This window comes from Citrobacter portucalensis (assembly GCF_023374935.1).
Classification (GTDB): domain Bacteria; phylum Pseudomonadota; class Gammaproteobacteria; order Enterobacterales; family Enterobacteriaceae; genus Citrobacter; species Citrobacter portucalensis.
Genome location: NZ_CP092466.1, coordinates 4,289,649 through 4,301,194, shown reverse-complemented (window position 1 = coordinate 4,301,194; position 11,546 = coordinate 4,289,649). Strand labels below are relative to the sequence as shown.

The 11,546-nt window shown below is 47.8% G+C and carries 9 protein-coding genes; 8 read left to right on the top strand and 1 reads right to left on the bottom strand.

From position 1 onward, the window contains the following. Positions 1-125: 125 nt before the first annotated feature. Positions 126-530, bottom strand: coding sequence for a DUF2541 family protein (locus LY264_RS20835; protein WP_008786150.1), 405 nt, complete (start codon positions 528-530; stop codon positions 126-128). 384 nt (positions 531-914) lie between these two features. On the opposite strand from LY264_RS20835, the gene dnaK reads away from it, so the two are divergent. The 8 genes from dnaK to nhaR all read left to right on the top strand — a co-directional run bounded on the left by dnaK (position 915) and on the right by nhaR (position 11,511). Next, entirely contained in the window at positions 915-2,837 is a 1,923-nt protein-coding gene (gene dnaK / locus LY264_RS20830; protein ID WP_003829739.1) for a molecular chaperone DnaK, read from the top strand. An 85-nt stretch (positions 2,838-2,922) separates the two neighbouring features. Beyond that, a complete protein-coding gene (gene dnaJ, locus LY264_RS20825) occupies positions 2,923-4,056 on the top strand; it encodes a molecular chaperone DnaJ (protein ID WP_003018956.1) in 1,134 nt (377 codons plus the stop codon). A 353-nt stretch (positions 4,057-4,409) separates the two neighbouring features. Continuing rightward, positions 4,410-5,174, top strand: a complete 765-nt coding sequence (locus tag LY264_RS20820) for an outer membrane protein OmpK (RefSeq protein ID WP_048227127.1) — start codon at positions 4,410-4,412, stop codon at positions 5,172-5,174. 20 nt (positions 5,175-5,194) lie between these two features. Continuing rightward, positions 5,195-6,688 (top strand): sulfatase family protein, encoded by a 1,494-nt coding sequence (locus tag LY264_RS20815; RefSeq protein WP_048227126.1) that lies wholly within the window; start codon positions 5,195-5,197, stop codon positions 6,686-6,688. Positions 6,689-6,791: 103 nt separating this feature from the next. Next, positions 6,792-7,979, top strand: a complete 1,188-nt coding sequence (locus LY264_RS20810) for an anaerobic sulfatase maturase (RefSeq protein WP_048227125.1) — start codon at positions 6,792-6,794, stop codon at positions 7,977-7,979. A gap of 24 nt (positions 7,980-8,003) precedes the next feature. After that, the gene (locus LY264_RS20805; protein ID WP_048227124.1) at positions 8,004-9,266 is read left to right on the top strand and encodes an IS1/IS1595 family N-terminal zinc-binding domain-containing protein; all 1,263 of its coding nucleotides are present in this window, start codon (positions 8,004-8,006) and stop codon (positions 9,264-9,266) included. Between the two features lie 146 nt (positions 9,267-9,412). Then, positions 9,413-10,579 carry a Na+/H+ antiporter NhaA gene (gene nhaA / locus LY264_RS20800; RefSeq protein WP_008786152.1) on the top strand — a complete coding sequence of 389 codons (1,167 nt, stop codon included), beginning with the start codon at positions 9,413-9,415 and terminating at the stop codon, positions 10,577-10,579. Between the two features lie 38 nt (positions 10,580-10,617). After that, complete coding sequence (gene nhaR, locus LY264_RS20795; RefSeq protein ID WP_032942332.1) at positions 10,618-11,511, top strand: transcriptional activator NhaR; 894 nt, start codon at positions 10,618-10,620, stop codon at positions 11,509-11,511. The last annotated feature ends 35 nt before the right edge of the window (positions 11,512-11,546 follow it).

Genomic DNA, 11,546 nt, shown 5'->3' with positions numbered 1-11,546 from the left:
ATACCCATCGCCAGATGGCGCTGAGTCATGGGCGCGGCAGTGGTTATTCCAGTTCAATGGCTTTCACATCAACCGCGTGTCTGCCCCGCATGTTTTCTATGGCTTCTGAATCAAAATGTGCAGAATTAATCGTCGCCAATAACTTTCAGCGTTGCCATGTCAGAGGAGTTTACTGACTGGCCTGAGAAGGTGATTTTAGACACGCAGCGTTTATTGTCGTTGTCGCTATTAATAGAGATCCAGTTGGTCGTTTGTCCCTCTTTAATGGATGACGGGACGTTCAGGCTTTGGCTGGAAGTGCGTACTGCTTTGAAGTAGACGGATGCGCCGTTAAGTTTAATATCACCGCGATCGGCGGTGAGCTGAATGCGCTTCACCACCCGGCAAACGGGAATTCTCAGCGTGAGGTCGTTGGTTGCATTGCGGGGCATCGCAATCATACCCAGAACTTTATGATCGTTAGCGTGCGCAGCGCTGCTCAGCAGCAGGCCCATAAGCAGGCTGGTTGAAAGGGTTAACACGGATTTCATGGAATTTCTCTTTGACGGCTGTAAAAGTGTGTGACATCAGACCATCTTACCGCCGACGGGAAACCGTTTCATGGTCGTAATCTTTTCTTTTTATTACAATTTTCACATGAATGGCCGTGCTGGTTTTGATTTGTTTTGTGAATTGTTTTTGATTGGAAACTATTCGTTTTTTTGCCTTTCTGCCTTGTTACCTTAATTTTATCGCCACTGTGCTAAAAAAAATTTTCATGCCCCCCTTGATGACGTGGGTTACGACCCCATCTTGTAGACAACCGCAGTGGTGAGTCTGAAAAAAAACGATTCAGGGTAGTTGAAACCGCACGTTTCGCCCTTATTACAGATTCACAACCACATGATGACCGAATTTTTAGTGGAGACGTTTAGATGGGTAAAATTATTGGTATCGACCTGGGTACTACCAACTCTTGTGTAGCGATTATGGATGGCACTACTGCACGTGTGCTGGAGAACGCCGAGGGCGATCGCACCACGCCTTCTATCATTGCTTATACCCAGGATGGTGAAACTCTGGTTGGTCAGCCGGCTAAACGTCAGGCAGTGACAAACCCGCAAAACACCCTGTTTGCGATTAAACGCCTGATTGGCCGCCGCTTCCAGGACGAAGAAGTACAGCGTGATGAAGCCATCATGCCGTACAAAATCATCGGTGCTGACAACGGTGATGCATGGATTGACGTAAAAGGTCAGAAAATGGCACCGCCGCAGATTTCTGCTGAAGTGCTGAAAAAAATGAAGAAAACGGCTGAAGATTACCTGGGCGAACCGGTAACTGAAGCGGTTATCACCGTACCTGCATACTTCAACGATGCTCAGCGTCAGGCAACCAAAGATGCTGGCCGTATCGCAGGTCTGGAAGTAAAACGTATCATCAACGAACCGACCGCAGCGGCACTGGCTTACGGTCTGGATAAAGAAGTCGGCAACCGTACTATCGCGGTTTATGACCTCGGTGGTGGTACTTTCGATATCTCTATTATCGAAATCGACGAAGTTGACGGCGAAAAAACTTTCGAAGTTCTGGCAACCAACGGTGATACCCACCTGGGTGGTGAAGACTTCGACAGCCGTATGATCAACTACCTGGTTGACGAATTTAAGAAAGATCAGGGTATCGATCTGCGTAATGACCCGCTGGCGATGCAGCGTCTGAAAGAAGCCGCTGAGAAAGCGAAGATCGAACTGTCTTCCGCTCAGCAGACCGACGTGAACCTGCCGTACATTACTGCAGACGCGACTGGTCCGAAACACATGAACATCAAAGTGACCCGTGCGAAACTGGAAAGCCTGGTTGAAGACCTGGTTAACCGTTCTATCGAGCCGCTGAAAGTTGCTCTGCAGGATGCTGGTCTGTCTGTTTCCGACGTTCAGGACGTTATCCTGGTCGGTGGTCAGACTCGTATGCCGATGGTACAGAAGAAAGTTGCTGAGTTCTTCGGTAAAGAGCCGCGTAAAGACGTTAACCCGGACGAAGCAGTGGCAATCGGTGCTGCCGTTCAGGGTGGTGTATTGACCGGTGATGTGAAAGACGTGCTGCTGCTGGACGTTACCCCGCTGTCTCTGGGTATCGAAACCATGGGTGGCGTGATGACTCCACTGATCGCGAAAAACACCACTATCCCGACCAAGCACAGCCAGGTGTTCTCTACCGCTGAAGACAACCAGTCTGCGGTAACCATCCACGTGCTGCAGGGTGAACGTAAACGCGCCGCTGATAACAAAGATCTGGGTCAATTTAACCTGGATGGTATCAGCCCGGCTCCGCGCGGTATGCCGCAGATCGAAGTTACTTTTGACATCGATGCCGACGGTATCCTGCACGTTTCCGCGAAAGACAAAAACAGCGGTAAAGAGCAGAAGATCACCATCAAGGCTTCTTCTGGTCTGAACGAAGAAGAAATTCAGAAAATGGTTCGCGAAGCAGAAGCGAACGCAGAATCTGACCGTAAGTTTGAAGAGCTGGTTCAGACTCGTAACCAGGGTGACCATCTGCTGCACAGCACTCGTAAGCAGGTTGAAGAAGCAGGCGACAAACTGCCGGCTGACGACAAAACTGCCATCGAGTCTGCACTGACCGCGCTGGAAACTTCTCTGAAAGGCGAAGACAAAGCGGATATCGAAGCGAAAATGCAGGCGCTGGCACAGGTTTCCCAGAAACTGATGGAAATCGCTCAGCAGCAGCACGCACAGCAGCAGGCTGGTGCAGCAGGCGCTGATGCTTCTGCAAACAACGCGAAAGATGACGACGTTGTCGACGCCGAGTTTGAAGAAGTGAAAGACAAAAAATAATCGCCCTTTGAACGGGTAATTACTGGCACGGGCGAAGAGGTTTCCTCTCCGCCCGTGCACGCATGTTAGGGGCAGATAAAAAGAGATGGCTAAGCAAGACTATTACGAGATTTTAGGCGTTTCCAAATCAGCGGAAGAGCGTGAAATCAAAAAGGCCTACAAGCGCCTGGCCATGAAATATCACCCGGACCGCAACCAGGGTGATAAAGAGGCCGAAGCCAAGTTTAAAGAGATCAAAGAAGCGTACGAAATCCTGACCGATGCGCAAAAACGTGCGGCTTACGATCAGTACGGTCATGCTGCGTTTGAGCAAGGCGGCATGGGCGGCGGCGGCGGTTTTGGCGGCGGGGCTGACTTCAGCGATATCTTTGGTGACGTGTTTGGCGATATCTTTGGCGGCGGTCGTGGTCGTCAGCGCGCCTCACGTGGTGCTGATTTACGTTACAACATGGATCTCACTCTGGAAGAAGCCGTGCGTGGCGTCACCAAAGAGATCCGTATTCCGACGCTGGAAGAGTGTGACGTCTGCCATGGCAGCGGCGCGAAGGCGGGCACTCAGCCGCAAACCTGTCCAACCTGTCACGGTTCCGGCCAGGTGCAGATGCGCCAGGGCTTTTTTGCCGTACAGCAGACCTGTCCACATTGTCAGGGGCGCGGTACGCTGATTAAAGATCCGTGCAACAAATGTCACGGTCATGGTCGCGTTGAGAAAAGCAAAACGCTGTCCGTTAAAATCCCGGCAGGCGTTGACACCGGCGATCGTATTCGTCTGTCTGGCGAAGGTGAAGCCGGTGAGCATGGCGCGCCAGCAGGCGATTTATACGTTCAGGTGCAGGTAAAACAGCACCCAATTTTTGAGCGTGAAGGCAACAACCTGTACTGTGAAGTGCCGATTAACTTTGCGATGGCAGCGCTGGGCGGCGAGATTGAAGTCCCGACGCTGGACGGTCGCGTGAAGTTAAAAATTCCGGGCGAAACGCAGACCGGCAAACTGTTCCGCATGCGCGGGAAAGGTGTGAAGTCGGTTCGCGGTGGCGCTCAGGGCGATCTGCTGTGCCGTGTAGTTGTTGAAACCCCGGTAGGTCTGAACGACAAGCAGAAGCAGTTGCTGAAAGATCTGCAGGAAAGCTTCGGCGGTCCTACCGGCGAAAACAACAGCCCGCGTTCAAAAAGCTTCTTCGACGGTGTGAAGAAGTTCTTTGACGATCTGACGCGCTAACGACAAGCTGAAAAGCTTTCTCGTTTGAAAAAACCGGTATTCTCCTTGGAGAGAATACCGGTTTTTTATTGTCAAGGATAAAAGTGAGTTGGATGGCCTTGAATGTGAGTTTTCTAACATGTCAGGTAAATATATCAGAGGTGATTTAGTAAGAAGATATTGACGTGTTTATTAATAAATATGAACTTATCATATCTCTAGCAACATTATTGGACACATTATTTTAAGCAACTTTTATCTATCCTGATGTGAGATTTACATCACTATCTTGTAATTACATTTGTTTAATATCTCTCCACACAGCAAACCTTCATTCATTGATGAATAAATTATAATTATGGAGAATAAATTCAATGCCTCGGATAAAGAAAATACTATTGGTCAGCCTTGTATTAGCCACTCCAGCCCTTTTTAGCCAAAATATACAGGCTCTGGAATATAAAAACTCTTTTGGATCAATTAATGCTGGTTATGCCGACTGGAATAGCGGTTTTGTGAATGTACACCGTGGTGAGGTTTGGAAAGCAACGGCTGATTTTGGTGTTAACTTCAGAGAGGCTGAATTCTATTCTTTTATTGAAAGCAACGTATTGAACCATGCAGTGGCGGGCCGTAACCATACCGTCTCTGCTATGACCCATGTGCGTCTTTTTGATTCTGACTATACCTTCTTTGGCAAGATATACGGTCAATGGGACAACTCTTGGGGTGACGATCTGGATATGTTTTATGGACTTGGTTATCTGGGGTGGAGCGGAGATTGGGGTTTCTTTAAACCTTATATCGGCTTGCATAACCAATCAGGTGACTATGTATCACCGAAATATGGACAGACCAGTGGATGGAATGGATATGTTATTGGTTGGACTGCTGTTTATAACTTCTCTTTATTTGGTGAAAGCTTTGTTTTATCTGACTGGAATGAAGTCGAGATTGATAGAAATGATGCTTACACGGAGCAGCAATTCGGTAGGAATGGTTTAAATGGAGGGTTAACGTTGGCATGGAAGTTTTATCCACGATGGAAGGCATCTGTAACGTATCGTTATTTTGAGAACAAATTAGGTTATGACGGATATGGGGATCAGATGATTTATATGGTCGGATATTCATTTTAATTAAAATTAAAGGAACTGAAATGAAAAAAAAAGTCGTTGCCAGCATGATTGGGTTGGCACTGTGCGCCGGGAGCACATTACAAACAGTTCAGGCCGCTACGGATAAGCGTCCTAACTTGGTCATCATCCTTACGGATGATTTGGGATATGGCGATCTGGCGGCTTATGGTCATCAAATCGTTAAAACACCTAATATTGATAAATTAGCTCAGGAAGGGGTGAAATTTACCGACTACTATGCGCCAGCCCCGCTGTGTTCACCTTCTCGTGCTGGTTTGCTCACTGGACGTATGCCGTTCCGTACGGGGATCCGTTCCTGGATCCCTGAAGGGAAAGATGTGGCATTGGGCCGTAATGAGCTGACGATTGCTAATCTGCTAAAAGCGCAAGGCTACGACACGGCGATGATGGGGAAATTACATCTGAATGCTGGAGGAGATCGCACCGATCAGCCACAGGCGAAAGATATGGGATTCGACTATTCCCTGGTGAATGCTGCAGGGTTCGTGACCGATTCCACTTTAGATAACGCGAAAGAGCGCCCACGCTATGGCACCGTGCATCCGACCGGATTCGTGCGTAATGGTAAACCGATTGGTAGAGCAGAAACATTTAGCGGTGAACTGGTTAGTTCAGAAGTTGTTAACTGGCTGGATAACAAGAAAGACGATAAACCGTTCTTCTTATACGTTGCATTTACTGAGGTCCATAGCCCGCTGGCCTCACCGAAAAAATACCTCGATATGTATTCGCAATACATGAGTGCCTACCAGAAACAGCATCCGGATCTGTTCTACGGTGATTGGGCTGATAAACCTTGGCGTGGCACAGGTGAGTATTATGCCAACATCAGTTATATGGATGCTCAGGTTGGTAAAGTAATGGATAAGATAAAGGCAATGGGTGAAGAAGATAACACCATTGTTATCTTTACCAGTGATAACGGACCTGTCACTCGTGAAGCGCGTAAAGTGTATGAGTTAAACCTGGCGGGTGAAACGGATGGGCTTCGCGGTCGTAAAGATAACCTGTGGGAGGGCGGAATCCGCGTTCCGGCAATCATCAAGTATGGTAAACATATTCCGCAGGGAATGGTAACGGATACGCCGGTTTATGGCCTTGACTGGTTGCCGACATTAGCAAACATGATGGATTTTAAACTGCCAACAGATCGCACCTACGATGGGCAGTCTCTGGTTCCATTGCTGGAACAGAAAACCTTAAAACGTGAAAAACCGCTGATTTTCGGTATCGATATGCCATTCCAGGATGATCCTACTGATGAATGGGCTATTCGTGATGGTGACTGGAAGATGATCATCGATCGTGAAAATAAACCTAAATATCTCTATAACCTGAAAAAGGATCGTTTTGAAACCCTTAATCAGATTGGCAAGCAGCCTGATATAGAAAAACAGCTGTACGGTAAATTCCTGAAGTACAAAAAGGATATTGATAACGATTCATTAATGAAAGCTCGAGGTGAAAAACCAACTCCGGTAACCTGGGGTTAATTGGATAACAATAAAAATATAGAGTATGCCACTTAGGGCTCTGCCCGCCTGATTCAGCACCTTGGTACTGAATCAGGTTCTTTTATTTATGGATCTAAATTAAATGCAGAGAAAAAGTTGTCAGGTCATGATTAAACCGACGGGTTCGGTATGCAATCTGGATTGTAAATACTGTTTTTACCTGGAGAAAGAGAAGCTCTATCCGCAAAGAAAAGCCAATTACAGGATGTCTGAAGATACGCTTGAATTGTTTATCAAACAGCATATCGTCGCGCAGGATGTGGATGAGGTGATTTTTGCCTGGCAAGGAGGGGAGCCAACGTTGATGGGGCTGCCATTTTTTCGACGGGCGGTCGAACTTCAGCAGATATACGCGGGTGAAAAGACAATAATCAATACTTTCCAGACCAACGGTATTTTGATTGATAACGAATGGGCGATGTTTTTTAAGCAGCATAACGTCCTGGTTGGGGTTTCCATTGACGGTGATGCAGCTTTGCATGATGAATGGCGCGTTACGCGTTCAGGAAAGCCGACTCACGAAAAGGTTGAGCAAGCCATTAAATGTCTGGTATGTCACGATGTCGAGTTTAATACGCTGACGGTCGTTAACCGTACAAATATGCGTTATCCGCTGCAGGTCTATGAATATTTGAAAAGCATTGGCAGCCGGTATATGCAGTTTATTCCGCTGGTTGAGAGAAGTGGTGACACAGGATTGGCACATCCTGTTAATAAACAAACTGCAATGATGCCCTGGTCTGTCGAGCCTATCGAGTTTGGCCATTTTCTTAATGCAATCTTTGATGTCTGGATCCGTAATGACATTGGTGATGTAGGTGTACAGATTTTTGAGCAAACTTTAGCGGCCTGGTGTGGATTACCGCCACAGGTATGTGTATTTGCGCCAACCTGCGGTAGTGCGTTTGCGCTGGAAATGAATGGCGATGTCTATAATTGCGATCATTTTGTTTACCCACAGTACAAACTGGGAAACATCCAGGATATGACGTTGCGCGCAATGAACACCAGCCAACAGAATCGACAGTTTGGCGACGATAAGCGCCGAACAATGGCGCAGGAATGTCATGCCTGTCAGTGGCAGTTTGCCTGTTATGGTGGTTGCCCTAAGCATCGTTTTTTACCTTCGGTTTCTGGTTCTTCGAATCAAAACTACCTGTGCGCGGGTTACCAGGCTTTTTTTGCCCATACCAGCCCAACGATGAATGCGATGAAAACGCTCTATAAAAATGGAATTTCACCCGCAGAGATAAAATCAATATTTGTGTGATAGCAATATTCGCAGGGAGTGAATATGTTTTCTCGAATCAATGTAGATGTGTGTAAAACACCCGATTGTAAAAACCTTGGAGTCTTTAATAGCCCCGATTACTTGGCACAGGGGAAAAATATCCTGTGCCGCGAATGTGGCTTTTTTTTCCCTATCATTTCTGAACGCTCTCTTAACCTTTTTCGTCAGTCGGTAAACCAGTCATGGAAGGGGTTGGTTAAGGTTTGCCCAACCTGCGGCAGTTCCTCATTAAAAAAGTATGGTTTTTCCGCTCAGGGGGAACCGCGAGTTTATTGCCTGCAATGTCATAAAACGTTTATTTCTCCTGTCAGGCATAAAGACGATCCTCGTCTGGAAGATCTTGCCCGGCTTATCCTGGAGGGGGCTTCACTTGTTGATATTCGTACGGCGCTGTCTGTCGACAGCACGGGCCTGAACCGCGTTCTACTAAAATTATCCCGTAAGGCAAATCAGGCTGAACGTGAGTTTGTTATTCCGAAATTCGACCTGGTGATGAGTACGCGTGCTTTTCGGATTAAATTTAACGGTAGTGACAACAGTCTGTATGTTCTGGTTACAGTTGAGGAGAATAGCGGTCGGGTTATTGCCGTTTCGACTAATTATTCAACCCAGCCTGTTGAGGGTGAGTACCAGTATGTTTCCTACTACGAAGAACGTTTACCCCCCGGAACATTAGCGCATCTTGTCCAGCGCAAGGAACTGATGACAATGCGACGAAATACCTTGTTTGATGTGGATTATGGTCCTGCAACGCTATACAGAAATGATTCTGGAATGCTGGTAAAACCTGTCCTGCCAGCTTATCGGCATTTTGAGTTAGTCAAAACACTTACTGATGAACGCTCCCTCAATGTTCAGCATTACATTGACCATGAGTGCTTCATATTAGGTGGTTGTATGATGGCTAATTTACAGCACGTCCAGCAAGGGCGCTGCCATATCTCGTTTGTGAAGGAAAGAGGGGACAGGCCTGCGCAAAGTGATATTCCGTACCGCATGTTTCAAAGTGGGGGGATTCGTAATAATGTCTGGCGTACCTATTCTACCCAAGATTATGCGATAGCGGCATGTAGCCTAACGAGTAATAAAAAAACGGGCATGCTGCGTCATGCTACGCTTGCCGGAGCAACGGAATTTATTACGTACATCAATAGTCATCCGTTTCTGACACAACTTAACCATATGTCACCCGGTAATATCGTCTCAACGCTGGATTATCTCCGCTATGCATTCAATACCCGTCACATCGAACGACATGACTACTAAGGTTCAGTACTGACTTTCAGCCGTTCCCACCTGGATTTATGCTTCGTAAAAACCGATCTATCAATCACAAATAATCTAATTTTAACGAGCTTTTTGAGGGTGTAAGATAGTATTTACGAAGTATTCACCCAATAGAGAGAATAAAAGTGAAACATCTGCATCGTTTTTTTAGTAGTGACGCCTCGGGGGGCATCATTCTGATCATCGCAGCCGTGGTCGCTATGCTGATGGCAAATATCGGGGTTACCAGTGGATGGTACCACGCCTTTTTGGAAACGCCCGTTCAACTGCGGGTTGGCGCGCTTGAGATCAACAAAAATATGCTGCTGTGGATCAACGACGCGTTGATGGCGGTGTTCTTCCTGTTGATTGGTCTGGAAGTAAAGCGCGAGTTAATGCAAGGTTCGCTGGCCAGTCTGCGTCAGGCGGCGTTCCCGATCATTGCTGCTATCGGGGGCATGATTGTCCCGGCGCTGCTGTACCTGGCATTCAACTATGCCGATCCCATCACCCGTGAAGGGTGGGCGATCCCGGCGGCAACGGATATCGCTTTTGCGTTAGGTGTGCTGGCGTTGTTGGGCAGTCGTGTACCACTGGCGTTGAAAATCTTCCTGATGGCGCTGGCGATTATTGATGACCTCGGCGCTATCGTCATCATCGCACTGTTCTATACCAGCGACCTCTCGCTGCTGTCGCTGGGTGTTGCCGCGTGCGCAATCCTTGTTTTGGCAGGATTGAATCTGTGCGGAGTGAGACGCACCGGTATTTATATTCTGGTCGGCGTAGTGCTGTGGACTGCCGTACTGAAGTCTGGCGTGCATGCAACGCTGGCGGGCGTGATCGTGGGCTTCTTCATTCCATTGAAGGAAAAACATGGGCGTTCACCGGCGAAGCGACTGGAGCATGTTCTGCATCCATGGGTGGCATATCTTATCCTGCCGCTGTTTGCCTTCGCCAATGCGGGCGTTTCGCTGCAGGGCGTCACTATTGATGGACTGACCTCGATATTACCGCTGGGGATCATTGCGGGTTTGTTGATCGGCAAACCGTTGGGTATCAGTCTGTTTTGCTGGCTGGCGTTACGCCTCAAGGTGGCGCAATTGCCGGAGGGAACGAATTTCCAGCAGATTATGGCGGTCGGTATTCTTTGCGGTATTGGCTTTACGATGTCGATTTTTATTGCCAGCCTGGCGTTTGGCAACGTCGATCCTGAGCTGATTAACTGGGCAAAACTGGGGATCCTGATCGGCTCCTTGTTGTCGGCAGTGATAGGTTACTGCTGGTTACGTGCCCGGTTAAACGCATCAGCCTGACGGGATAACCCTTTCGTGACAATTTTCAGGGAGAGAGTATGTCTCATATAAATTACAACCATCTGTACTACTTTTGGCATGTCTATAAAGAAGGGTCAGTGGTTGGTGCAGCAGAAGCGCTTTATCTGACACCGCAGACCATTACCGGGCAGATTAAAGCGCTTGAGGAACGCTTACAGGGAAAATTGTTTAAGCGGAAGGGGCGTGGGCTGGAGCCCAGTGAGTTAGGCGAATTGGTTTTTCGTTACGCGGATAAGATGTTCACCTTAAGCCAGGAAATGCTGGATATCGTGAACTACCGCAAAGAGTCTAATTTGCTGTTCGATGTCGGCGTGGCGGATGCGCTATCGAAGCAGTTGGTCAGCAGCGTACTGGATGCCGCTGTGGTTGAAGATGAACAAATCCATCTGCGTTGTTTTGAGTCAACGCACGAGATGCTGTTGGATCAACTCAGCCAGCATAAGCTGGATATGATTATCTCCGACTGTCCGATTGATTCTACGCAGCAGGAAGGGTTGTTCTCAGTGCGGATAGGCGAATGCAGCGTAAGTTTTTGGTGCACCAAACCGCTGCCTGAGAAACCATTCCCGGCCTGTCTTGAAGAGCGTCGGTTGCTGATCCCAGGGCGCCGTTCGATGCTCGGACGTAAGCTGCTGAACTGGATCAACTCACAAGGATTGAATGTCGAAATCCTCGGTGAGTTTGATGACGCTGCGCTGATGAAGGCGTTTGGCGCAACGCATAATGCTATTTTTGTTGCACCTACTCTGTATTCGCACAATTTCTATGCCGATGATTCTATTGTTGAAATTGGACGCGTAGAAAATGTGATGGAAGAGTATCACGCCATATTTGCGGAAAGAATGATCCAGCATCCGGCGGTGCAGCGTATTTGCAATGCGGACTACTCGGCATTGTTCAAGCCACAGTAGACATACTTACCGTAATACTTCCGGCTGCGGTACTC

Bases quoted from the DNA above. Each gene is read 5' to 3' on its own strand.
- LY264_RS20815 (WP_048227126.1), top strand. From the start codon at position 5,195: ATGAAAAAAAAAGTCGTTGCCAGCATGATTGGGTTGGCACTGTGCGCC.
- LY264_RS20835 (WP_008786150.1), bottom strand. From the start codon at position 530: ATGAAATCCGTGTTAACCCTTTCAACCAGCCTGCTTATGGGCCTGCTG.
- LY264_RS20820 (WP_048227127.1), top strand. From the start codon at position 4,410: ATGCCTCGGATAAAGAAAATACTATTGGTCAGCCTTGTATTAGCCACT.
- LY264_RS20810 (WP_048227125.1), top strand. From the start codon at position 6,792: ATGCAGAGAAAAAGTTGTCAGGTCATGATTAAACCGACGGGTTCGGTA.
- LY264_RS20805 (WP_048227124.1), top strand. From the start codon at position 8,004: ATGTTTTCTCGAATCAATGTAGATGTGTGTAAAACACCCGATTGTAAA.
- nhaR (WP_032942332.1), top strand. From the start codon at position 10,618: ATGTCTCATATAAATTACAACCATCTGTACTACTTTTGGCATGTCTAT.
- dnaJ (WP_003018956.1), top strand. From the start codon at position 2,923: ATGGCTAAGCAAGACTATTACGAGATTTTAGGCGTTTCCAAATCAGCG.
- dnaK (WP_003829739.1), top strand. From the start codon at position 915: ATGGGTAAAATTATTGGTATCGACCTGGGTACTACCAACTCTTGTGTA.